Annotated in this window: 21 protein-coding genes; 17 read left to right on the top strand and 4 right to left on the bottom strand. The window is 68.6% G+C overall.

Going from position 1 to position 22,140, the window contains the following annotated elements:
* The first annotated feature begins 20 nt into the window (after positions 1-20).
* The 3 genes from thrB (at position 21) to prfA (ending at position 4,603) form a co-directional block, all read left to right on the top strand.
* Complete coding sequence (thrB, locus tag A4X17_RS08895) at positions 21-977, top strand: homoserine kinase (protein WP_064295297.1); 957 nt, start codon at positions 21-23, stop codon at positions 975-977.
* A gap of 232 nt (positions 978-1,209) precedes the next feature.
* On the top strand, positions 1,210-3,414 hold the full coding sequence (rho, locus tag A4X17_RS08900) for a transcription termination factor Rho (RefSeq protein ID WP_064295298.1): 2,205 nt from the start codon (positions 1,210-1,212) through the stop codon (positions 3,412-3,414).
* A 109-nt stretch (positions 3,415-3,523) separates the two neighbouring features.
* Positions 3,524-4,603 carry a peptide chain release factor 1 gene (gene prfA, locus A4X17_RS08905; protein WP_064295299.1) on the top strand — a complete coding sequence of 360 codons (1,080 nt, stop codon included), beginning with the start codon at positions 3,524-3,526 and terminating at the stop codon, positions 4,601-4,603.
* 65 nt (positions 4,604-4,668) lie between these two features.
* Here the strand turns inward: prfA and A4X17_RS08910 are convergent, their stop codons facing one another.
* The 3 genes from A4X17_RS08910 to cysK all read right to left on the bottom strand — a co-directional run bounded on the left by A4X17_RS08910 (position 4,669) and on the right by cysK (position 7,831).
* Positions 4,669-6,225: an ABC-F family ATP-binding cassette domain-containing protein gene (locus A4X17_RS08910; protein ID WP_064295300.1), complete on the bottom strand. Its 1,557-nt coding sequence runs from the start codon at positions 6,223-6,225 to the stop codon at positions 4,669-4,671.
* Between the two features lie 91 nt (positions 6,226-6,316).
* Positions 6,317-6,883, bottom strand: a complete 567-nt coding sequence (gene epsC / locus A4X17_RS08915; protein ID WP_064295301.1) for a serine O-acetyltransferase EpsC — start codon at positions 6,881-6,883, stop codon at positions 6,317-6,319.
* Positions 6,884-6,892: 9 nt separating this feature from the next.
* A complete protein-coding gene (cysK, locus tag A4X17_RS08920) occupies positions 6,893-7,831 on the bottom strand; it encodes a cysteine synthase A (protein WP_064295302.1) in 939 nt (312 codons plus the stop codon).
* Positions 7,832-7,994: 163 nt separating this feature from the next.
* On the opposite strand from cysK, the gene prmC reads away from it, so the two are divergent.
* A complete protein-coding gene (prmC, locus tag A4X17_RS08925; protein WP_228501986.1) occupies positions 7,995-8,903 on the top strand; it encodes a peptide chain release factor N(5)-glutamine methyltransferase in 909 nt (302 codons plus the stop codon).
* A gap of 22 nt (positions 8,904-8,925) precedes the next feature.
* On the opposite strand, the gene A4X17_RS08930 is transcribed toward prmC, so the two are convergent.
* Complete coding sequence (locus A4X17_RS08930; RefSeq protein ID WP_231884337.1) at positions 8,926-9,564, bottom strand: HAD-IA family hydrolase; 639 nt, start codon at positions 9,562-9,564, stop codon at positions 8,926-8,928.
* A gap of 125 nt (positions 9,565-9,689) precedes the next feature.
* Here A4X17_RS08930 and A4X17_RS08935 point away from each other — a divergent pair, with 125 nt between their 5' ends.
* The 13 genes from A4X17_RS08935 to A4X17_RS08995 all read left to right on the top strand — a co-directional run bounded on the left by A4X17_RS08935 (position 9,690) and on the right by A4X17_RS08995 (position 22,107).
* Positions 9,690-10,487 (top strand): glycosyltransferase family 2 protein, encoded by a 798-nt coding sequence (locus tag A4X17_RS08935; RefSeq protein ID WP_139205496.1) that lies wholly within the window; start codon positions 9,690-9,692, stop codon positions 10,485-10,487.
* Positions 10,484-11,455 (top strand): NAD-dependent epimerase/dehydratase family protein, encoded by a 972-nt coding sequence (locus tag A4X17_RS08940; protein WP_071262372.1) that lies wholly within the window; start codon positions 10,484-10,486, stop codon positions 11,453-11,455. Before A4X17_RS08935 ends, A4X17_RS08940 begins: the two co-directional genes overlap by 4 nt.
* A gap of 12 nt (positions 11,456-11,467) precedes the next feature.
* The gene (locus A4X17_RS08945) at positions 11,468-13,288 is read left to right on the top strand and encodes a nucleoside-diphosphate sugar epimerase/dehydratase (protein WP_064295305.1); all 1,821 of its coding nucleotides are present in this window, start codon (positions 11,468-11,470) and stop codon (positions 13,286-13,288) included.
* Complete coding sequence (locus A4X17_RS08950) at positions 13,285-14,271, top strand: glycosyltransferase family 4 protein (RefSeq protein WP_064295306.1); 987 nt, start codon at positions 13,285-13,287, stop codon at positions 14,269-14,271. The genes A4X17_RS08945 and A4X17_RS08950 overlap by 4 nt, the downstream gene beginning before the upstream one ends.
* Positions 14,272-14,344: 73 nt before the next feature.
* The gene (locus A4X17_RS08955) at positions 14,345-15,013 is read left to right on the top strand and encodes an L-threonylcarbamoyladenylate synthase (protein WP_064295307.1); all 669 of its coding nucleotides are present in this window, start codon (positions 14,345-14,347) and stop codon (positions 15,011-15,013) included.
* Entirely contained in the window at positions 15,010-16,275 is a 1,266-nt protein-coding gene (locus A4X17_RS08960) for an MraY family glycosyltransferase (RefSeq protein ID WP_064295308.1), read from the top strand. Before A4X17_RS08955 ends, A4X17_RS08960 begins: the two co-directional genes overlap by 4 nt.
* Entirely contained in the window at positions 16,272-16,757 is a 486-nt protein-coding gene (locus A4X17_RS08965; RefSeq protein WP_064295309.1) for a hypothetical protein, read from the top strand. The genes A4X17_RS08960 and A4X17_RS08965 overlap by 4 nt, the downstream gene beginning before the upstream one ends.
* 276 nt (positions 16,758-17,033) lie before the next feature.
* Positions 17,034-17,813, top strand: a complete 780-nt coding sequence (gene atpB / locus A4X17_RS08970; RefSeq protein WP_175117868.1) for a F0F1 ATP synthase subunit A — start codon at positions 17,034-17,036, stop codon at positions 17,811-17,813.
* A 46-nt stretch (positions 17,814-17,859) separates the two neighbouring features.
* Positions 17,860-18,093 (top strand): ATP synthase F0 subunit C, encoded by a 234-nt coding sequence (gene atpE / locus A4X17_RS08975; protein WP_064295310.1) that lies wholly within the window; start codon positions 17,860-17,862, stop codon positions 18,091-18,093.
* A 30-nt stretch (positions 18,094-18,123) separates the two neighbouring features.
* The gene (locus A4X17_RS08980) at positions 18,124-18,675 is read left to right on the top strand and encodes a F0F1 ATP synthase subunit B (RefSeq protein ID WP_064295311.1); all 552 of its coding nucleotides are present in this window, start codon (positions 18,124-18,126) and stop codon (positions 18,673-18,675) included.
* Positions 18,675-19,472 carry a F0F1 ATP synthase subunit delta gene (locus A4X17_RS08985; RefSeq protein ID WP_064295312.1) on the top strand — a complete coding sequence of 266 codons (798 nt, stop codon included), beginning with the start codon at positions 18,675-18,677 and terminating at the stop codon, positions 19,470-19,472. Before A4X17_RS08980 ends, A4X17_RS08985 begins: the two co-directional genes overlap by 1 nt.
* A gap of 109 nt (positions 19,473-19,581) precedes the next feature.
* Complete coding sequence (gene atpA, locus A4X17_RS08990; RefSeq protein ID WP_064295313.1) at positions 19,582-21,210, top strand: F0F1 ATP synthase subunit alpha; 1,629 nt, start codon at positions 19,582-19,584, stop codon at positions 21,208-21,210.
* A gap of 3 nt (positions 21,211-21,213) precedes the next feature.
* Positions 21,214-22,107 carry a F0F1 ATP synthase subunit gamma gene (locus tag A4X17_RS08995; protein ID WP_064295314.1) on the top strand — a complete coding sequence of 298 codons (894 nt, stop codon included), beginning with the start codon at positions 21,214-21,216 and terminating at the stop codon, positions 22,105-22,107.
* Positions 22,108-22,140 lie beyond the last annotated feature (33 nt).

A 22,140-nucleotide genomic window follows, 5' to 3' on the forward strand; every position in this document is an offset into this window, starting at 1 on the left:
ACCAGATTGCAGGCATCCCTATGAGTCACACCGAACCGCTTGCGATCGGACGCACCGTCACCGTGAAGGTGCCGGCGACCACCGCCAACCTCGGCCCCGGCTTCGACACGCTCGGTCTGGCGCTCGCCCTGTACGACGAGCTGACCGTCACGGTCCGCGAGGAGCCCGGCGTGTTCGTGGAGGTCATCGGTGTCGGCGCCGGCGAGGTGCCGACCGACGCCTCGAACCTCGTGATCACCGCGATCGCGCACGCTCTGCGTGCCTACGGCCACGACCTCCCCGGTCTCGACGTCGTCGCCCGGAACGTCATCCCGCACGGCCGCGGCCTCGGTTCCTCGGGCGCCGCGATCGTCTCCGGCATCATGGCGGCGAAGGGGCTCCTCGAGGGTCGGGTCGAGCTCGGTCCGGACGACCTCCTCCGGCTCGCGACGGAGATGGAGGGTCACCCCGACAACGTCGCTCCGGCGCTGTTCGGCGGCCTGACGATCGCGTGGACGACGGACGACGGCCCACAGCACAAGAAGCTCATCGTGCACCGCGGGGTCTCGCCGCTCGTGCTCGTCCCCGAGCACACGATGTCCACGGAGCTCGCCCGCAGTCTGCAGCCCGCCAACGTGCCACACGCCGATGCGGCGTTCAACGTCTCGCGTTCGGCCCTCCTCGTCGCCGCGCTCACGCAGAGCCCCGAGCTCCTGCTCGCGGCCACCGAGGACCGGCTCCACCAGAGCTACCGCGCCGCCGCGATGCCCGAGACGAACACCCTCATCACGCTGCTGCGCGAGCGCGGCTTCGCCGCCGTCGTGTCCGGCGCCGGTCCGTCGATCCTCGTCCTCGCGGACGATCCCGGACGACGCCTCGAAGCCACCGCGCTGGTCGCCGAGCACGCCACCACCCCGTGGCAGTCGCTCATGCTCGCGGTCGACTTCAAGGGTGCTACAGTGGGAGGGCACCCGGCCCACCCCGCCTCTTCGGCGTAACCGGCTTCCGGGGCAATTCCGCACAATCATCGCTTTCGCACCAATTGATCGCGTCTGTTCGGGTCCCACCGTGTTTCCATCCTGCTGAGCAGCGCTCCGCCGGGTCGTCGCACCGGGCTATCCGCACAGGCTCTGCGTCGTGTGAACATCACCCACCCGCCGCACAGGATCCCGGTGCGATCGCCGCCTGCGCGAGACAGCTCTGTCTCGACGCAAGGGAAGGAAGACACACGTGACAGACGTCAACGAAGGCGCCTCGGGCGTCTCGCTGGATGCCGACCCGAAGACGCTCAAGGTCGCCGACCTGCAGCGTCTCGCCGCCGCTCTCGGAGTGGCCGGAGCCTCGAAGCTCCGCAAGGGCGAGCTGGTCGAAGCCATCCAGACCATCCAGAACAGCACCGACACCGACACCGACGCCGCGGCCACCGAGACCGCCGACGTCATCGAGTCGGTCTCCGCGCTCGAAGTCGCGCCGGAGGCACCGGTGCAGTCCAAGCTGCCCGAGCTCGACCTCGCGCTCGACCAGGCCTTCGGTGCCGAGAAGGCGGCCCCGCCGGCGCGACGCAAGTCCCGCCGGGCCACGACGGCCACCGTCGCCCCGAACGCGACCCCGATCGTCGGCGCCCCCGTCGTCGAGGCACCGGCTGCGCCGGCCGCCGCACCCGCCCCGGTCGAGGCCGAGGCGCCGTCCGCTCCGGCCGACGCGGCTCCCGCCGAGCAGTCCGACGACGCCGCCGCGACCGCTGCGTCGCAGAGCGCCGACGAGACGACCCCCGAGCAGACGCCCAGGCGTTCGCGCGGCAACCGCCGTGGTCGCGGACGCGATCGCGACCGCAACGCCGACGACGCCGAGCAGAACACGGCTGAGCAGGGCACCGGCGAGCAGGCCGGCGGCGAGCAGCGCCGCGCCGCACAGAACGCCTCCGAGCAGGACTCGAACGACGACGCCGCGAACACGGACGCCGACGACACCCAGGACGGCGAGCAGCAGGACGGCCAGTCGTCCGGCGGACGTCGCGGTCGCGGCCGTGGGCGCAACCAGAACAACGGTGGCCAGAACAACGGCAACCAGAACGCCGATGCCGGCCAGAAGGCCGACGCCAAGCAGGAGCAGCAGGGGCAGAACCGCGGCAACCAGGGCGGTCAGGGCAACCAGGGCGCACCGGGCGACGAGTCCGAGGGTCGTGGCGGCCGCAGCCGCTACCGTGACCGCAAGCGTCGCGGATCCGTGCAGAACGACGACGTCGAGCCCGAGATCGCCGAGGACGACGTCCTCATCCCGGTCGCCGGCATCCTCGACGTCCTCGACAACTACGCCTTCGTGCGCACCTCCGGCTACCTCCCGGGCACCAACGACGTCTACGTCTCCCTCGGCCAGGTGAAGAAGTACCACCTGCGCAAGGGCGACGCCGTCGTCGGGGCCATCCGTCAGCCGCGCGACAACGACAGCAGCAGCCGCCAGAAGTACAACGCGATCGTCAAGGTCGACTCCGTCAACGGCCTGTCCGTCGACGAGGCCGGCGCCCGCGTCGAGTTCGGCAAGCTGACCCCGCTGTACCCGCAGGAGCGCCTCCGTCTCGAGACGGAGCAGACGAAGCTCACGCAGCGCATCATCGATCTCGTCGCACCGATCGGCAAGGGTCAGCGCGGCCTGATCGTCGCCCCGCCGAAGGCCGGGAAGACCATCGTCCTGCAGCAGATCGCCAACGCGATCTCGATCAACAACCCTGAGGTCCACCTCATGGTCGTGCTCGTCGACGAGCGTCCCGAAGAGGTCACCGACATGCAGCGCACGGTGAAGGGTGAGGTCATCGCCTCCACCTTCGACCGGCCGGCCGAGGACCACACGACGGTCGCCGAACTCGCGATCGAGCGCGCCAAGCGTCTCGTCGAGCTCGGCCACGACGTCGTCGTGCTGCTCGACTCGATCACGCGTCTCGGTCGTGCCTACAACCTGGCCGCACCCGCCTCGGGTCGGATCCTCTCCGGTGGTGTCGACGCCGCGGCGCTGTACCCGCCGAAGCGCTTCTTCGGTGCCGCTCGCAACATCGAGAACGGCGGATCCCTCACGATCCTCGCGACCGCGCTCGTCGAGACCGGTTCCAAGATGGACGAGGTCATCTTCGAGGAGTTCAAGGGCACCGGCAACTCGGAGCTCCGGCTCTCGCGCCAGCTCGCCGACAAGCGGATCTTCCCGGCCGTGGACGTCAACGCGTCCTCGACCCGCCGCGAGGAGATGCTGCTCGCCCCCGACGAGGTCAAGGTCACCTGGAAGCTGCGTCGTGCCCTCGCCGGCCTCGACCAGCAGCAGGCCCTCGAGGTCGTCCTCGGCAAGCTGAAGGAGACCACGTCCAACGTGGAGTTCCTCGTCCAGATGCAGAAGTCGATGCCCGCACCGACCTCGCACAGCCACGGACACGAGAACAACCACCGCTAGCGGTCCCGACCGACCCCATCCGTACCCGCGCCGCACCGGCATCGGGAACGGGTGGGGTCGGTCCCGTTTCGCCCCCGGTGCCGCATGATGGTGATGAAGGAAGAGAACGATGTTCGAATCAGTTGAGACGCTCGTCGCCGAGCACAAGGATCTCCAGGATCAGCTCGCCGACCCGGCGGTCCACGCCGACCCCGCGCGGTCGAAGAAGATCAACCGCCGCTACGCCGAGCTGTCGAAGATCATCGCGGCCTACCACACCTGGCAGGCGACGCAGGAGGACCTCGACGCCGCTCGCGAACTCGCCAAGGAGGACGAGGCGTTCGCCGAGGAGGTGCCGGTGCTCGAAGAACTGCTGGTGACCAACCAGGAGAAGCTCCGCCGTCTCCTCATCCCGCGCGACCCCGACGACGGCCGCGATGTCATCATGGAGATCAAGGGTGGCGAGGGCGGCGCGGAGAGCGCGCTCTTCGCCGCCGACCTGCTCCGGATGTACCTGCACTACGCGGAGTCCAAGGGGTGGAAGACCGAGCTCCTCGAACGCACCGAGAGCGACCTCGGCGGCTACAAGGACGTCCAGGTGGCGATCAAGTCGAACGCGACCGACCCGTCGCAGGGGGTCTGGGCGCACCTCAAGTACGAGGGCGGCGTGCACCGCGTGCAGCGTGTGCCTGCCACCGAGTCTCAGGGCCGCATCCACACCTCCACGACGGGAGTCCTCGTCTTCCCCGAGGTCGATGAGCCGGAGGAGGTCGAGATCAGCCAGAACGACCTGAAGATCGACGTCTACCGGTCGAGCGGCCCCGGCGGTCAGTCGGTCAACACCACGGACTCCGCGGTGCGCATCACCCACCTGCCGACCGGCATCGTGGTGTCGATGCAGAACGAGAAGAGCCAGCTGCAGAACCGTGAGGCCGGTATGCGCGTGCTCCGCGCCCGAATCCTCGCGCGTCAGCAGGAGGAGCAGGCCGCTCTCGACAGCGCTGCCCGCAAGACACAGATCCGCACCATGGACCGCTCCGAGCGCATCCGCACCTACAACTTCCCCGAGAACCGCATCGCCGACCACCGGACCGGGTACAAGGCCTACAACCTCGACGGCGTCATGAACGGCGCGCTCGGGCCGATCATCGAATCGGCGATCACCGCCGACGAGGAAGCGCGCCTGGCCGAAATCGGCGACCAGGACTAGGACTCGAGAGCGCAGTCGTGGTCGTCATCCCTCTCGGATGACGACCACGACCGCGCTTTCGTCGTTCAGCCGATGCGCAGTCGCTTCGTCGCGACCTTGTCGGCGAAGAACCGGTCGTGGCTGACCACGACGATGGCCCCGGGGAAGTGCACGAGTGCGCGCTCCATCACCTGCGTGCTCGCGAGGTCCAGGTGGTTCGTCGGCTCGTCGAGGAGGAGCACCGAAGCTCCGGAGAGCAGGCACTGGGCCATGGCGACGCGGGCGCGCTGCCCACCCGAGAGCATGCCGATCTTCTGCTTGAGGTCGGCGTCCGAGAACTGGAACATGCCGAGGAAGCGGTTCACCGACTTCTTCGTCGCCGCGAAGGCGAGGCTGTCGGGCATGGCGCCGACGGCGTGCGCGACCGTGTCGGTGAGGTCCAGCTCGTCGACCATCTGGTTGTAGGACGCGTATCGGACCCCGCCGGTCCACGTGACGTGACCGGCGTCGGGGCGTTCGTCGCCCTCGAGGATCCGGAGGAACGTGGACTTGCCCGCACCGTTCGGTCCGTGGACGACGATGCGTTCGCGGCGGCCGATCTCGAGGTCGAGTCCGTCGAACAGCGTGTGGTCGCCGTAGGCCTTCGTGAGCCCCTGGATCCGGCAGAGCGTGTCCTTGATGTGCAGGCCGCCGTAGATGTCGGTGATGATGTCGTCGACCGGACGCGGCGGCCTGGCCTTCTTGATCTTCGCCAGCTGCGAGGAGAGGTCCTTCTTCCCGGCGGCCTTGGCCGCCTCGCGACGGTCCGAGATGCCCTCGGCCTCGAAGGCGAGCAGTTCGGACTCGTGGACGAACTGCGCCTCGAGGCTCTTGAGCCGGAACTGCTTCTGGACGACGTACTCGTCGAAGCTGCCGGGGTACTCGTGGAGGTGGAAGTTCTCGACCTCGACGATGCGGGTGACCACGGCGTCGAGGAAGGTCCGGTCGTGAGAGACGACGATCGCCGCGCCGCGGAACGAGCCGAACCAGGATTCGAGCCACTCGACCCCCGCGACGTCGAGGAAGTTCGTCGGCTCGTCGAGGAGCAGGACGTCCGGGCGCTCGAGGAGGATCTTCGCGAGCGCCGCGCGGTTGCGCCAACCCCCGGAGAGCGAGTCGATGGGGAGCACCCGGCGCACGGCGTCGAAGCCGAGCGTGGTGAGGGCGGTGTCGATGTGGCGCTGGTAGTCCCAGCCGTCCTGGCGCTCCATCTCCTCGAAGAGCTCGGCCTGCCGTTCGATGAGCTTCGTCATCCCGTCGAGGTCGTTCGGGTCGGCGGCGATCGCGGCGTCGATGGATGCGAGTTCCGCCTCGATGGCGTGGATGTGACCGAAGAGTCCTTCGAGGACCTCGGTGATGGTGGCGCTGCCGTCGAGCTCCGAGAACTGCGAGAAGTACCCGATCCGCGTCCCGTCCTCGATGGTCACCGTGCCCGAGTCCGGCTGGAGCTGGTCGAGCGCGAGCTTCAGGAGGGTGGACTTGCCTGAACCGTTCCTGCCGATGAGCCCGACCCGGTCGCCTGGCTCAAGCCGGAAGAAGACGTCGCGGAGCACCGGGCGTTCCTCGAACCGGACGGTGACGTCGTGCAGGCGGATGAGACTCATGGGGACCTCTCGAGGAGCGGGATGCGGGTGGGATGCGGGAGTTCGTCGTCCGGGGGAGGCGCGGGCGACGGATCGCCTCACCGCTCGCGGATCAGATGTGGTACTCGGGATCGAGCAACGCGAGGCCGTGGGCGCCGCTCCCGCGCGGGCGCTCGACCGCGGGGACGCCGAGCAGCAGACTGCGGGGTGGGCAGGCCTTGGTGACGACGGCGTTCGCGCCGACGATGGTGCCCGCACCGATCCGGATGGGCCCGAGGATCTTCGCCCCGGCACCGACGGCGACGCCGTCACCGATGGTCGGGTGGCGCTTGCCGACGCCGCGGCTCTTCCCGCCGAGGGTCACGCCGTGGAAGATCATGACGTCGTCGCCCACCTCGGCCGTCTCACCGATGACGACGCCCATACCGTGGTCGATGAAGAACCGCCTGCCGATCCGGGCGCCCGGGTGGATCTCGATCCCGGTGAGGAACCGGGTGAACTGCGAGCCGAACCGGGCGAAGGTGCGGAAGCCGCGCCGCCACAGGCGATGGTGCAGCCGGTACGCCCAGACGGCGTGCAGGCCGGAGTAGCTGAGCGCGATCTCGATGGTGCCGCGGGCCGCCGGATCGTGTGCGCGTGCGGCACCGATGTCCTCGCGGACCCGCGACAGCATTCCCATGCGTCGAGCCTAGTCGCGCAGGTCGTCGTACATCGTCGTCGACAGGTAGCGCTCGCCCGCGTCGGGGATGATGACGACGATCGTCTTGCCGGCCATCTCCGGACGGCGTCCGACCTCGAGGGCGGCCCAGACAGCGGCGCCGGAGGACATGCCGCCGATGATGCCGTCGTCGGTCGCGAGGCGTCGTGCGGTCGCGTAGGCCGTGTCGGTCTCGACCGGGATGATCTCGCTGAACAAGGAGGTGTCGAGGATGTCGGGCACGAAGTTCGGGCCGATGCCCTGGATCTTGTGTCCACCGGCACGACCCTCGCTGAGCAGCGGGGAGTCCGCGGGCTCGACCGCGATGATCTGCACGTCGGGGTTGTGCTCACGGAGCCAGCCGCCGACGCCGGTGATGGTCCCGCCCGTCCCGATGCCCGCGACGAACGCGTCGACCGTGCCGGCGGTGTCCTCCCAGATCTCGGGCGCGGTCGTCCGTCGGTGGATGGCGGGGTTCGCTTCGTTCTCGAACTGCCTGACCCAGACGGCGCCGGGGTTCTCGGCGACGATGCGCTGCGCCTCCTGCACGGCGTTCGCCATCCCCTTCGTCGGATCGGTGAGGACGAGCTCGGCACCGTAGGCACGGAGGAGGGTCCGGCGTTCCTTGCTCATCGAGGCGGGCATCGTGAGGATGACCCGGTAGCCCCGCGCGGCTCCCACGAGGGCGAGCGCGATACCGGTGTTCCCGCTCGTCGACTCGACGATGGTCCCTCCGGGCTGCAGCTGGCCCGAGGCCTCCGCCGCATCGACGAGCGCGATGCCCAGGCGGTCCTTGACACTCGATCCGGGGTTGTAGAACTCCAGCTTCGCCAGGACGGTCGCGCCGACGCCCTCGGCGATGCGGTTCAGGCGGACGAGCGGGGTGCGGCCGTAGGCCTGGGTGATGTCGGTGTAGACGGTGCCGGTCACGGTGTTCCTCTTCCTCGAACGGGGCTCGGTTCAGCCTACGACCTGGTCGATCAGCGGTCTCCCGTGTGACGAGGAGGGTCGACGGCCCGCGGCCGCATCGAGGCGGTGGGGTAGGCTCGGTGCGGCCCACCCGACCAGGCCGCCCCAGATGATGACCTCGCTCATGCCCAGCACCCCTTCCGCCGCCGCCGCAGACACCCCGTCAGCCGGCCACCCTGCGACCGTCGAACTCGCGCGCCAACACGCCGTCGAGATCCTCACCCGCGCGGCCGTGCCGTCACCCGACGTCGACGCGGAGCTCCTCCTCGGACACGTGCTCGGCCTCGGTCGCGGTGCCGTGCAGGCCGCGGCGATCACCGGTCGCGTGCTCGACGCCGAAGAGCGCACCGTGTTCGCCGAGCTGGTCGAACGTCGGGCCGCGCGTGAACCGCTGCAGCACATCACGGGTCGTGCCGCGTTCCGTTCGATGGAACTCGCGGTCGGACCAGGCGTCTTCGTGCCGCGCCCCGAGACCGAGTCGGTCGTGCAGTTCGCCATCGACGCGCTCCGGGCGGTGCCGATCCCTCGGCCCATCGGCGTCGACCTCGGCACCGGCAGTGGAGCGATCGCGCTGGCGATGGCGACCGAAGTCCCGAACGCGGCGATCTACGCGACCGAGAACTCGGTCGAGGCGTTCATCTGGGCGAGACGGAACTTCGCCGAGTCCGGTGCCGACAACGCCACCGTCGTCTTCGAGCACCTCGCCGACGCCTTCCACGAGCTCGACGGCTCGGTGGACGTCGTGATCTCGAACCCCCCGTACGTCCCGGACGACGCGATCCCACGCGATCCCGAAGTGCGTCTCCACGACCCCTCGGCCGCGCTGTACGGCGGACCGGACGGTCTCGACGTGGTGCGCCAGGTGTCCGCGACCGCGCAGCGACTGCTCCACCGGGGCGGCACGCTCATCATCGAGCACGGTGAACTCCAGGGGCAGGCCATCCGCGAGCTGCTCACGGCCGACGGCTGGCACGCTGCGGCGACGCACCGCGACCTCACCACCCGCGACCGCACCACCATCGCGATCCGCTGACCCGTCGCGGCCGGAGGTCGGGTCAGGGGGTGGCAGCCACGAACGCGTCGACGGCGGCGTCGAGTCCCGCGACGTCGAAGGCACCTGAGGCGTCCTTCGTCAATCGGAAGGCGTGCATCCCCACGGCCTCGGCACCCGCGCAGTTCGCCGCGGAGTCGTCGATGAGCATGGTGCGACCGGGCGCGACGCCGTACCGGCTGAGCGCCCGGGTGTAGACACGGGGCTCCGGCTTCTCCGCTCCGAGGACGGCGGACACGAGGTCGTTCTCGCCGAGGAGGGCTGCGGCTTCGGGAGCCAGCTGCGCGAAGGAGTCCCGGAACGGGATCGGATTGTTCGACAGCAGGGAGACCGTGCCGAGGGTCGAGGCGCGGGCGAGGGTGGCCAGGACGCCGGGAACCGGTGTCATCGCCGCCGCACGGGCCTCGCGCCACTCCGCGAGGGTCAGCGGGTATCCGGTGACCTCGGCGAACACCGCCAGGTAGTCGTCACTGGTCGGGTACTCGCCGATGTTGGCCGCGGCCTCGTGCCCGCCGACCCACCACTGCTTCGCGAGCCGGTACTGGCTCACGCCAGTCAACCGCGAGAGCGCCGGAAGGCGTTTCCGGAAGTCGTAGTCGTACAGGGTCTTGTCGCAGTCGAAGAAGAACACACGCTCTGGCACCACTCCAGTATGCGGCCCCGGGCTCCCGGGACCGCACGCGGGCAGCACGTAGACTGACCAGGCGCGTCGGGCCCACGTCCGTCGTGCCTCGGCGGTGCCGTCCCCGCCGCCGGAGAGGGTGAACCGTGGACCGTCCTGTGACCGCCTGCATCGTCATGTACCGGAACGATCGCGACAAGCTGCGTGCGGCCATCGACTCGACCCTCGGAAGCCCGCTCGTCGAGACGCTCTACCTCGTCGACAACTCGCCGACGGACGAGCTCCGCGACCTCGTGGACGACCCGCGGATCGAGTACCTGCACAACCCCTCGAACCCCGGCTTCGGCGCAGCCCACAACCTCGCGATCGCGAAGGTCCTCGGGCGCTCGAAGTTCCACATGGTGGTCAACCCGGACGTGTACTTCGAGCCGGAGGCGATCGAGGAGCTCCACGAGTTCATGCTCGAGCACCCCGAGGTCGGGCACGTCATGCCGAAGGTGCTGTACCCCGACGGCTCCCTCCAGTACCTGGTGAAGCGGAACCCCTCCGTCTTCGACCTCTTCGCCCGCCGGTTCCTGCCCGGTCCGCTGAAGCCGCTCGTCGCGAAGCGCATGGCCCGCTACGAGTACCGCGACATCGACGAGAACCCGGCGCACGACTACAACAAGACGATGTTCGACGTGCCCTACCTCTCGGGGTGCTTCATGTTCCTCCGGACCTCGACCCTGCACCGCGTCGGCTTCTTCGACGAGCGGATCTTCATGTACATCGAGGACGCCGACCTCACCCGACGCTTCCTCCAGGTGTCCCGGACCGCGTATTACCCCGGAGCGACGATCCACCACCACTTCGCGAAGGGCTCGCATCACAACCGGAAGCTGATGTGGTACTCGATCCAGGGGGCCTTCGTGTACTTCCGCACGTGGGGATGGTTCGGACGATGAGCCGGGTGCTCGTGACCGGTGCGACCGGCTTCATCGGGACGAACCTCGTCCCCGTCCTCGAGGCGGCCGGCCATGAGGTCGTGCCGTTCTCGTTACGCGGGTGGACGGGGGAGCCCTTCCCCGCGGACGTCGACGTCGTGGTGAACCTCGCCGGGAAGGCGCACGACCTCGACGGCACCGCCTCTCCCGAGGTGTACCGCAGGATCAACACCGACCTCGCCGAACGTGCGTACGTCGCCTTCCTCGCGTCGGACGCCACCACCTTCATCCAGCTGAGCAGCGTCGCCGCGGTGAACGAGGCGACGGTCGACGGCGTGCTCGACGAGTCCGCCGAGCCCCACCCGGTGACCCCGTACGGGAAGTCGAAGCTCGCAGCCGAGCGGCTCCTGCTCGCCGTCGAGCCGCCCGCCGGTCGCCGGACGATCGTCCTCCGTCCGACGATGGTGCACGGGCCGGGGGACAAGGGCAACCTGCGCCTCCTGTTCGGTCTGCTCTCCCGCGGCATCCCGTACCCGCTCGACGCCTTCCGCAACGAGCGCAGCTTCGTGTCGATCCAGAACCTCACGTGGGCGATCACGAGCATCATCGACACGCCCACCGTCACGACGGGTGTGTACCTCGTCGCCGACGACGAGCCCGTGTCGACGGGGCACCTCGTCACCCTCATCGCCGAGGTCACCGGTCGCCGGGTCCGTCGCCTGGCGCTCCCACCGGCCCTCGTGCGGTTGGCGGCCGCCGTCGGCGATCGCGTCCCCGCCGTGCCGCTCAACTCCGGGCGTCTCGCCAAGCTCACCGAGGACTACCGCGTCTCCGGTGCCCGACTGCTCGGTGCACTCGGGCACGAGCGTATGCCGACGGCGACGGACGACGGTCTCCGGTCCTCGATCGCAGCCCTCGCCGCGGAGCGCGGTGCGCCCGGCCCCGACGCGCAGTCCGTGCGCAGCCAACGCGGAGCCGGCGATCGGTAGGATCGACACGTTATGACCTCCACGCTCCCCGACGCCCCCCGTAGATGGACGCAGGCGCCCGGTCCTCGTTTCGCCGCGAAGACCGCCCTCGACGCACTGTGCTGGGTGCTCGCCATCGTGGTCGCCCAGCTCGTCCGGTTCGAGCTCGAGTACGAGCGCGTGGCCCTCGTGGGGACGGTCCTCCTGTGCGTCATCGCCGTGGTCGCCCAGCTCGTCGTGGCCTACCTGTGGAGCTACTACCACGGCCTGCACAGCTTCGGCAGCTTCTATGAGGCGAAACAGCTCATCGTCGTCGCGCTGATCGTCACGGCGATCCTCATCGCGGTCAACGCGGTGTTCGGCGTCGCGTGGGGGGTTCCACGGTCCACCACGGTGATCGCGTTCCCGTTCGCGATCGTCTTCATGGGCATCACGCGCTACGTCAAGCGACTCTTCGTCGACAGCCGCAGCCGGCCGATCGAGGCGCAGCGCGTCCTCGTCTACGGAGCCGGTGCGCTCGGGATGTCGATCATCCCTCGGCTCATGCGCGACCCGCAGTCGCCCTACCTCCCGGTGGGTGTCATCGACGACGACCCCTCGAAGCGCAACTTCCGCATCGCCTCCGTCGCCGTGGTCGGCACAGGAGCCGACCTGGTGGCGGCCGTCAAGCGCACCGGGGCGCAGGCGCTCATCATCAGCATCGCGGACGTCGACAACGACTTTATCCGCCAGGTCAGTGAGCGCGCCGACGAGGCGAAGCTCCGAGTGCTCGTCGTCCCTCCCATCGACACGATGCTGGCTCCCGGGACGGGCGAGAGCGCGCCGAGCCTGCGCGACCTCAACGTCGAGGACTTCATCGGCCGCAACACCGTCGACCTGCAGGTCGAGAGCATCGCGGGGTACCTGACCGGCAAGCGCGTGCTCGTCACCGGTGCCGGCGGATCCATCGGCTCCGAGATCGCCCGGCAGGTCAACCAGTTCGGTCCGGCGGAGCTCGTCCTGCTCGACCGCGACGAGACGGGGCTCCACACCACGCAGCTCTCGATCTCCGGACACGGTCTGCTCGACACCAAGGAGGTCGTGCTCGCCGACATCCGCGACCTCCCCTCGCTCATGGAGATCTTCGAGGACCGCCGTCCCGACGTCGTGTTCCACGCGGCAGCGCTGAAGCACGCTCCGATGCTCGAGCAGTACCCCGACGAGGCTTGGAAGAACAACGTCCTCGGCACCCTGAACGTGCTGAACGCGGCACGAGCCGTGGGCGTCGGCACCTTCGTCAACATCTCGACCGACAAGGCCGCGAACCCGACGACCGTCCTCGGCTACAGCAAACGCATCGCCGAGAAGCTCACCGCCTGGATGAGCGCCCAGGAGACCGACGCACGGTACCTCTCGGTCCGGTTCGGCAACGTCATCGGCAGCCGTGGCTCCGCCATCCCGGCGTTCACCGCCCAGATCGAGGCCGGTGGCCCGGTCACGGTCACGCACCCCGACGTCACCCGCTTCTTCATGACGATCCCCGAGGCGTCGAAGCTCGTCATCCAGGCCGGCGCGATCGGCGACCCGGGCGAGGTCCTCATCCTCGACATGGGCCGTCCGGTCCGGATCCTCGACGTCGCCAAGCGCATGATCGCCGCGTCCGGCAAGGACGTCGAGATCGTGTACACCGGTCTGCGGCACGGCGAGAAGCTGCACGAGGTCCTCATCGACACCGACGAGATCGCCGACCGCTCGAAGCACCCGAAGGTCTCGCACACGCGGATCCAGCCGCTCGACCCGGCACTCCTCGACATCGCCGTCTGGCGGGAGACCATCGCCGACGAGGGCGCCGGAACCCGCCACCTGGTGCAATGACGGTTGCCATCCTGGCGGGGGTGCTCGCGCTCGTCGTGAGCCTGCTGTCCCAGCTCGCCATCCGCCCGATCCTCATCCGTCGGGCGGTCGTCGACACCCCGAACCACCGATCCATGCACGTCACCCCGACGATCCGCGGGGGAGGGATCGGCGTCGCGCTCGCGGTCGCCGTCGGTCTCGGTACGGCCGCGGTCCTGCTCCACAGCCTGCCGCTCTGGATCGTCGCCGCCGTGTCGATCGTGAACGCGGCCATCGGAGCCGTGGAGGACGTCCGCGGACTCCCCGTCCGGGTGCGCTTCGGCTTGCAGGTCGTGCTCGGACTCGTGGCGACCTGGGTGCTCGTCGTCTCGATGGCCGCGAGTTTCTGGTGGATCCCGCTCGGGATCGTGGCGCTCGTCGCCTACACGAACATCGCGAACTTCATGGACGGCGTCAACGGCATCTCCTCGATGCACGGCGCGGTCGTCGGCGGGTTCTACGCCGGTCTCGGCGCCGTGGCCGGTCTCCCGGGCGTCACGGCAGCAGGCCTCGTCGTGGCGGCAGCGTTCCTCGGGTTCCTGCCGTGGAACCTCGCTCGGCGCCGGATGTTCCTGGGCGACGTCGGCAGCTACCTCCTCGGCGGCTCCCTCGTCGCGGTCGCCATCTACGCGGCCTTCAGCGGCATCTCCTTCGTCGCGCTGATCGGCCCGGTCCTCGTGTACGTCGCCGACACCGGCACGACGATCATCGCGCGCTGGCGGCGGGGGGAGCCGCTGCACGAGGCGCATCGCAGCCACGTGTACCAGCGTCTCGCCGCCGGTGGACTCGGCCACCTCGGGTCCACCGCCGTCGTCAGCGTCGCGACCCTCGCCACCGGGATCCTCGGGGTGGTCGTCGCGACGGGCGCGTGGCCCCTCCAGGTCCTCGCCGTCCTCGGCATCCTGCTCGTCCTCGCCGTCTACCTGTGCCTGCCCAGACTGCTCGGAAGACGCCCGAGGCTATGATTGAGCGTCGTCACCCCGATCATCCGGCCGACTGATCACCGATCGGCGGCCCCGTTCAGCCAGGACCCACCACATGCCGCAGACCTTCGATTGCCAGGATCACGCGCAGCTGCTCGCCGGGATGCGCCTGGCGCGGACGGCCCTGGCGAGGGGTGAGCTGGTCGTGCTCCCGACCGACACGGTCTACGGGGTGGCCGCCGACGCGTTCTCCCCGGCCGCGGTGCAGCGCCTGCTCGACGCGAAGGGTCGGACCCGGCAGTCACCGCCGCCCGTCCTCGTCTCCGGTGTGAACACGCTCGAGGCCTTGGCGGCGTCCGTGCCCGATGCCGTGCACCGGCTCGTCGAGGCGTTCTGGCCCGGAGGCCTGACCATCGTGCTCGAGGCCCAGCCGTCGCTCGCCTGGGACCTCGGCGAGACCGCAGGCACGGTCGCGCTCCGGATGCCGTCGAACCCGGTGACCCTCGAACTCCTGCAGGACACCGGCCCGCTCGCGGTCTCCTCGGCGAACCTCACCGGCCGACCGGCCGCGACGTCCGCCGCTGCCGCGCTCGAGATGCTCGGCGATTCGGTCTCGGTCTACCTCGACGGCGGCGAGAGCGGCGAGCAGTCGTCGACGATCATCGACGCGACCCGACTCGGCACGGCCGACGAACGGATCGTCGTCCTGCGCGACGGAGCCGTCTCCCGCGAGGCGATCCGCGACGTGGTGGGCGATCTGCTCCCCGAGTCGCGCGAACCATGAACCAGTTCTCCGGGTACCTCATCGTGCTCGTCGTGAGCGCGGGCATCACCTTCGGCTTCGCCCACCTCGCGCGGCGCGTCGGTGTGAAGTACGGTCTCCACCCACCGATCCGCGAGCGGGACGTCCACCAGACGCCGACGCCGCGCCTCGGCGGGGTCGCGATGTTCATCGGCATCCTCGTCGCGTTCGGTGTGGCCTGGCAGCTGCCCTTCTTCGACCTCGTGTTCGCCGATCCGGAGCCGGTGCTCGCGATCCTCGGTGCCGCCCTGTTCATCGTCGGGATCGGCGTCGCAGACGACCTGTGGGACCTCGACTGGATGATCAAGCTCGCCGCACAGTTCATGGCGGCAGGGCTCGTCGCCTGGCTCGGTGTGCAGATCTACTCCTTGCCCATCGGTGGCCTGACGGTCGGCTCGTCGTGGGTGTCCTTCTCGATGACGGTCTTCGCCATCGTGCTCGTGATGAACGCGATCAACTTCGTCGACGGTCTCGACGGGCTCGTCGCCGGTGTCGCCGTCATCGCGAATACCGTGTTCTTCGTCTACACGCAGCTGCTCGTGACCTCCACCGGGGCGAGCGACTACTTCAACCTCGCTTCGCTGATCGCCGCGATCCTCGTCGGCGCCTGTCTCGGCTTCCTCCCGCTCAACTGGCACCCCGCCCGACTGTTCATGGGCGACGCCGGTGCGCTGCTCGTCGGGCTGCTCATGGCGACCTCCGCAGCCGCCGTGACCGGCCAGGTCGACCCGGCCGCCCTGGGCCGCACGCAACTGTTGCCCGCGTTCATCCCCATCCTGCTGCCGTTCGCCATCCTGGTCGTGCCGCTCGCCGACTTCGTCCTGGCCGTCCTCCGTCGTCTCCGGGCCGGCAAGTCGCCGTTCAGCGCGGACCGGATGCACCTGCACCACCGGCTGCTCGACCTCGGTCACAGCCAGGTGCACGCCGTCCTGATCTTCTACGGCTGGACGGTGGTCATCTCCGTCGGATGCCTGGCGTTCTTCGCCGCCCCGACGTGGCTGGCCGTGCTCTTCGTCTCCGTGGGCGTCGTCACCTGCACGGCGTTCACGCTCCTGCCGATCGGTCGCCGCAGGCGGGCCGACCGGCTCGCGCAGCGCGTGGCCGCCGGCGCTGAGGGGGCTCCCGGGTCGGCGCTGTACGATCGGCTCGACGAGGCCTCCGGGCAGCGCGACCCCGAGGCGCCCGTGAGCGGCGCCACCCTCGACACCCTCGACTCTCTCGCCAAGAAGGACCAGCACCCATGACTCCTCCCGCCCAGGCCGGCTCGCACGTGAGCGCCAACCGGGTCTTCCGCACGGCACTCCGGTACAGCGCGCTCCTCGCGCTCGTGATCGCCGTCGTCGGGGGAGTGGTCGGCTGGAGCGTCGACGGTTCCCGCGGGCTGACGAGTGCGCTCATCGGCACCGCGATGGCGCTCGTGTTCCTCGGCATCACCTCGGTGAGCATCCTCTTCGCCAACCGCTGGTCCGGCCAGGAGTTCTTCGTCGGCATCCTGTTCGGGGTGGTGATGGGCAGCTGGCTCGTGAAGTTCGTCATCTTCCTCGTGCTCGGCTTCATCCTGAAGGACCAGCCGTGGGTCAACGCACCGATCCTGTTCGGGAGCGTCATCGTCGGTGTCGTCGGATCGCTCGTGATCGACGCCGTCGTGGCGGCGAAGGTGCGGGTGCCCTACGTCTCGGACGACATCCTCCCGAAGGCGTCGCCGCAGGACTCCGACCAGGGCTGACGCTGCGGACACATCCAGGTCGCGCGGGAGCATGCCGGAACCGGTATCCGGGCCACAGCGGAAGGTCGCACCTCGGAATATAGCCGTGGAATACCACCCCTGGGTTCGTCGGGGCCGGGTTTCCTTGCTAGACTCGTCAACGAATCCTCCCACTAGCACCGCTTCGGCGTGCGGCGAGGAGACATCCCCCCTGTTCGTCGCCGCGAGAGCTCTGCTCCACGCCCCCGAAACTGGAGATACGTGCTGTTCGCTAACGCCGTGCACCTGATCGCACCGATGGCCGCCGAAGATGGCGAGTTCCACGGTCCGTCGATCGACGAGTTCTTCCCCGACATCATCCTCTTCGAGGGCACGCCCTTCGCGATCAACCGGGTCATCCTGATCCGGTTCATCGCGGTGATCGCGCTCCTCCTGTTCTTCTGGCTGTCGACGCGCAAGATGCGCCTCGTCCCCGGCCGCGCACAGAGCCTCGCCGAGATGGGGCTCGGCTTCGTCCGCGTCAACATCGCGGAAGACCTGCTCGGCAAGAAGGACGGCCTCCGGTTCCTGCCGATCCTGACGACCATCTTCTTCATGGTCCTCGCGATGAACCTGACGGGCATCATCCCCGGGCTGAACCTGGCCGGTACCTCGGTCATCGGTGTCCCGCTGGTGCTCGCGCTGGTGTCCTACGTCACCTTCATCTACGCCGGTATCAAGAAGAGCCCGGGCAAGTTCTTCAAGAACTCCCTCTTCCCCTCCGGGGTGCCGTGGCCGGTGTACATCATCGTCACGCCGATCGAGCTCATCTCGACCTTCGTCATCCGCCCGCTCACGCTGACGCTCCGACTCCTCATGAACATGATCGTCGGGCACCTGCTCCTCGTCCTGTTCTTCGCGGCGACGCAGTTCTTCATCGTGAACCTCGGCGGATGGTTCGCCCTGATGGGTGTCGGGACGCTGGCCTTCGGCCTCGTCTTCACCCTCTTCGAACTCCTGGTCGCAGTCCTCCAGGCCTACGTCTTCACCCTCCTCACCGCGGTCTACATCCAGCTCGCGGTCGCAGAAGAGCACTAATCGAGCCCGGCAGCCGCCAGGTCTCACCCAACGGAAGGAAACAAACGTGGACGCAACTACCGTTCTCGCCGCCCTTGAAGGAAACATCGCGACGGTCGGTTACGGTCTCGCAGCCATCGGCCCCGCCATCGGCGTGGGTATCGTCGTCGGCAAGACGATCGAAGGCACCGCGCGTCAGCCCGAGCTGGGTGGTCGTCTCCAGGTCCTCATGTGGATCGGTATCGCCTTCACCGAGGCGCTCGCCTTCATCGGCATCGCGACCTACTTCATCTTCGTCTAAGCCCCCTTTCACATCTCCGAAGGAGGCAAGATGTTTGATGCAGTGATCATCGCTGCTGAAGAGGGCGCACCGACGAACCCTCTCATCCCAGCGGTCTACGACATCGTCTGGTCTGCCGTCGTCTTCATCATCATCCTCGGCTTCTTCTGGAAGCTGGTCCTGCCGAAGGTGCAGAAGCTCCTCGACGACCGCGCAGCGGCCATCGAGGGCAACATCGCCAAGGCCGATGAAGCGCAGAAGCAGGCCGAAGCGGCGCTCGAGCAGTACAACGCTCAGCTCGCCGAGGCCCGTCAGGAAGCCGGCCGCATCCGCGAGCAGGCTCGTGTCGAGGGTCAGACGATCCTCGCCGAGCTCAAGGAGCAGGCCACGGTCGAAGCCGCTCGCGTCACCGCGAGCGCTCAGGCACAGATCGAAGCCGAGCGTCAGGCGGCCGTCGTGTCGCTGCGTGCCGAGGTGGGCACGCTCGCGCTCGACCTCGCCAGTGGCGTCATCGGCGAGACGCTGAACGACGACGCGAAGGCCACGGCGGTCGTCGACCGGTTCCTCGCGGACCTCGAAGCGTCGGAGAAGGCAGCCAAGTAATGGGAAGCGCGACCAGAGAAGCACTCGCCTCGTCGAAGGAGGCCCTCGCCGCCCTCGGCGCCGGGGCCGATCTGGCCACCGCGGACGGACTGTTCGCAGCGGGCCGGGCCATCGGCGGCTCGAGCCACCTGAGCGCGGCGCTCAGCGACCCCGCAGCCGACGCCGGTGCCAAGCGCACCGTCGTCGAGCGGATCTTCGGCACCCAGCTGAGCGCTCAGGCGCTCGGCCTGCTGCAGACCGTCGTCTCCGGCCGCTGGTCCAGCGAGGCCGACCTGCTCGCGGGCATCGAGGAGCTCGGCCTCCGGGCCGCCTCGATCTCCGCCGGTGCGCAGGGCGACATCGAGGCCGAGTTGTTCGAGTTCGGGAAGCTCGTGTCGAGCAACCACGAGCTCGAACTGGCCCTCAGCAGCAAGCTCGGCTCGTCCGCTGCGAAGGGTGCCCTCGCGGCGTCCCTCCTCGCGGGCAAGGCGAGCCCGCAGACCGTCAGCATCGTCGGTCAGCTCGTGCGGCAGCCGCGAGACCGTCGGATCGGAGAACTGCTCCGGTACGCATCAGGCATCGTCGCCGACCAGCAGGGCCTCGCGGTCGCCACGGTCACGGCAGCCGCACCGATCGAGGCGTCGCAGCTCCAGCGCCTCGAGCGCCACCTCGCCACGGCCTACGGCCGTCAGGTGAAGATCAACCAGGTGATCGACCCCGCCGTCGTCGGTGGACTGCGCGTGCAGCTCGGGGACGACGTCATCGACGGCAGCCTCGCTGCCCGACTGAACGACCTCCGTCTGCAACTGGCCGGCTAACGGCCCGTGCAGCGCGGAGACCGGCCCGACGGTCTCCACAACTCAAGACGTTGATCCTGACGGATCGCACCTCTCGGAACCCCCGGGTTCCACAACCAAAAGGAACATGATGGCAGAACTCACGATCAGCCCAGACGAGATCCGGGATGCTCTCAAGGACTTCGTCAAGGCCTACGAGCCCGGCACCGCCGCGGCCACCGAGGTCGGACGCGTGATCGATGCCGCTGACGGCATCGCCCACGTCGAGGGCCTCCCGGGCGCCATGGCGAACGAGCTCCTCCGCTTCGCGAACGGCACCCTCGGCCTCGCGCTCAACCTCGACGAGCACGAGATCGGCGTCGTCGTCCTCGGTGAGTTCGACGAGATCGTCGAAGGCATGGACGTCACCCGCACGGGCGAAGTCCTCTCGGTCCCCGTCGGCGACGGCTACCTCGGACGTGTCGTCGACACGCTCGGCAACCCGATCGACGGCCTCGGCGAGATCGCCAGCACCGGCCGCCGCGCACTGGAGCTCCAGGCTCCCGGCGTCATGCAGCGCAAGTCGGTGCACGAGCCGCTCCAGACCGGCATCAAGGCGATCGACGCCATGATCCCCGTCGGCCGTGGCCAGCGCCAGCTGATCATCGGCGACCGCCAGACCGGCAAGACCGCGATCGCGATCGACACCATCATCAACCAGAAGGCCAACTGGGAGTCGGGCGACGTCAACAAGCAGGTCCGCTGCATCTACGTCGCCATCGGCCAGAAGGGCTCGACCATCGCCTCCGTCAAGGGTGCGCTGGAAGAGGCCGGCGCGCTCGAGTACACGACGATCGTCGCCTCGCCTGCGTCCGACCCGGCCGGCTTCAAGTACCTCGCTCCGTACACCGGTTCGGCCATCGGTCAGCACTGGATGTACGAGGGCAAGCACGTCCTGATCATCTTCGACGACCTGTCGAAGCAGGCCGAGGCCTACCGTGCCGTCTCCCTCCTCCTCCGTCGTCCGCCGGGACGCGAGGCGTACCCGGGTGACGTCTTCTACCTCCACTCCCGTCTGCTGGAGCGCTGCGCGAAGCTGTCCGACGAGCTCGGCGCCGGTTCGATGACGGGTCTGCCCATCATCGAGACCAAGGCCAACGACGTCTCGGCGTACATCCCGACCAACGTGATCTCGATCACCGACGGCCAGATCTTCCTGCAGTCCGACCTCTTCAACTCGAACCAGCGCCCCGCGGTCGACGTCGGTATCTCCGTCTCGCGCGTCGGTGGCGATGCTCAGGTGAAGAGCATCAAGAAGGTCTCCGGAACGCTGAAGCTCGAGCTGGCGCAGTACCGCTCGCTCGAGGCCTTCGCGATGTTCGCATCCGACCTCGACGCGGCCAGCCGCCGTCAGCTCGCCCGTGGCGCTCGCCTCACCGAGCTGCTCAAGCAGCCGCAGTACTCGCCGTACCCCGTCGAAGAGCAGGTCGTCTCGATCTGGGCCGGAACCAAGGGCAAGCTGGACGACGTTCCGGTCGAGGACGTCCTCCGCTTCGAGCGCGAACTGCTCGACTACCTGGGTCGGAAGACCGAGGTCCTCACCACGCTGCGCGACACGAACGTGCTCGACGACGACACCGTCTCGAAGCTCGATGCCGCTGTCGACCAGTTCAAGCTCGAGTTCCAGACGGGCGAGGGCTCTGCCCTCGGTTCGGAGCAGGTCGAGGAGCTCCCGGTTGAAGACGTCAACCAGGAGAAGATCGTGAAGGGTCGCCGCTAGTCCATGGGCGCTCAACTCCGGGTCTACACGCAGAAGATCAAGTCTGCGCAGACGACCAAGAAGATCACGAAGGCGATGGAGCTCATCGCCGCGTCGCGCATCCAGAAGGCGCAGGCGCGGGTGGCGGCATCCGGACCCTATTCTCGTGCGATCACTCGTGCCGTGTCCGCCGTCGCGACGTACTCCAACGTCGACCACGTGCTCACGACCGAGCCGGAGAAGGTTGAGCGGGCTGCGGTCGTCGTGTTCGCATCCGACCGAGGCCTCGCCGGCGCCTTCAACTCGCAGGTCCTCCGTGAGGCCGCCGAGCTGACCGAGCTCCTGCGCAGCCAGGGCAAGGACGTCACGCACTACCTCGTGGGCCGGAAGGCCGTCGCCTACTTCACGTTCCGTCGGATGCAGGCTGCAGGGGAGTGGGTCGGCAACACGGAGAACCCCGACTTCGCCACCGCGCAGGAGATCAGCGAGTCCATCCTCAAGGCGTTCCTCACGGACGCCTCTGAAGGTGGCGTCGACGAGATCCACATCGTCTACAACCGCCTCGTGAGCATGATGACGCAGACCCCCGAGGTCGTCCGTCTCCTGCCGCTCGAGGTCGTCGAAGGCGTCGAGGAGCCCACCGACACCGCTGTGCTGCCGCTGTACGAGTTCGAGCCGGATGCCGAGAGCGTGCTCGATGCGCTGCTCCCGAACTACATCGAGAGCCGGATCTTCAACGCGCTGTTGCAGTCCTCCGCCGCGAAGCACGCCGCGACGCAGAAGGCGATGAAGTCGGCCAGCGACAACGCCGACAAGCTCATCACCGACTACACCCGCCTCCGCAACAACGCGAGGCAGGCCGAGATCACCCAGCAGATTTCCGAAATCGTTGGCGGCGCAGACGCGCTCTCGTCCTAGTCATCGCAACACGCACACGTATCTGTAGAGACA

The organism is Plantibacter sp. H53 (genome assembly GCF_001650455.1).
Classification (GTDB): Bacteria; Actinomycetota; Actinomycetes; order Actinomycetales; family Microbacteriaceae; genus Plantibacter; species Plantibacter flavus_A.

Coding starts and splice junctions, on each gene's coding strand:
- A4X17_RS08980 (WP_064295311.1), top strand. CDS start 18,124: ATGTTTGATGCAGTGATCATCGCTGCTGAAGAGGGCGCACCGACGAAC.
- A4X17_RS08910 (WP_064295300.1), bottom strand. CDS start 6,225: ATGAGTCTCATCCGCCTGCACGACGTCACCGTCCGGTTCGAGGAACGC.
- A4X17_RS08960 (WP_064295308.1), top strand. CDS start 15,010: ATGAACCAGTTCTCCGGGTACCTCATCGTGCTCGTCGTGAGCGCGGGC.
- epsC (WP_064295301.1), bottom strand. CDS start 6,883: ATGGGAATGCTGTCGCGGGTCCGCGAGGACATCGGTGCCGCACGCGCA.
- A4X17_RS08955 (WP_064295307.1), top strand. CDS start 14,345: ATGCCGCAGACCTTCGATTGCCAGGATCACGCGCAGCTGCTCGCCGGG.
- thrB (WP_064295297.1), top strand. CDS start 21: ATGAGTCACACCGAACCGCTTGCGATCGGACGCACCGTCACCGTGAAG.
- A4X17_RS08950 (WP_064295306.1), top strand. CDS start 13,285: ATGACGGTTGCCATCCTGGCGGGGGTGCTCGCGCTCGTCGTGAGCCTG.
- prfA (WP_064295299.1), top strand. CDS start 3,524: ATGTTCGAATCAGTTGAGACGCTCGTCGCCGAGCACAAGGATCTCCAG.
- atpA (WP_064295313.1), top strand. CDS start 19,582: ATGGCAGAACTCACGATCAGCCCAGACGAGATCCGGGATGCTCTCAAG.
- atpB (WP_175117868.1), top strand. CDS start 17,034: ATGGCCGCCGAAGATGGCGAGTTCCACGGTCCGTCGATCGACGAGTTC.
- A4X17_RS08940 (WP_071262372.1), top strand. CDS start 10,484: ATGAGCCGGGTGCTCGTGACCGGTGCGACCGGCTTCATCGGGACGAAC.
- A4X17_RS08985 (WP_064295312.1), top strand. CDS start 18,675: ATGGGAAGCGCGACCAGAGAAGCACTCGCCTCGTCGAAGGAGGCCCTC.
- A4X17_RS08945 (WP_064295305.1), top strand. CDS start 11,468: ATGACCTCCACGCTCCCCGACGCCCCCCGTAGATGGACGCAGGCGCCC.
- A4X17_RS08995 (WP_064295314.1), top strand. CDS start 21,214: ATGGGCGCTCAACTCCGGGTCTACACGCAGAAGATCAAGTCTGCGCAG.
- prmC (WP_228501986.1), top strand. CDS start 7,995: ATGCCCAGCACCCCTTCCGCCGCCGCCGCAGACACCCCGTCAGCCGGC.
- A4X17_RS08965 (WP_064295309.1), top strand. CDS start 16,272: ATGACTCCTCCCGCCCAGGCCGGCTCGCACGTGAGCGCCAACCGGGTC.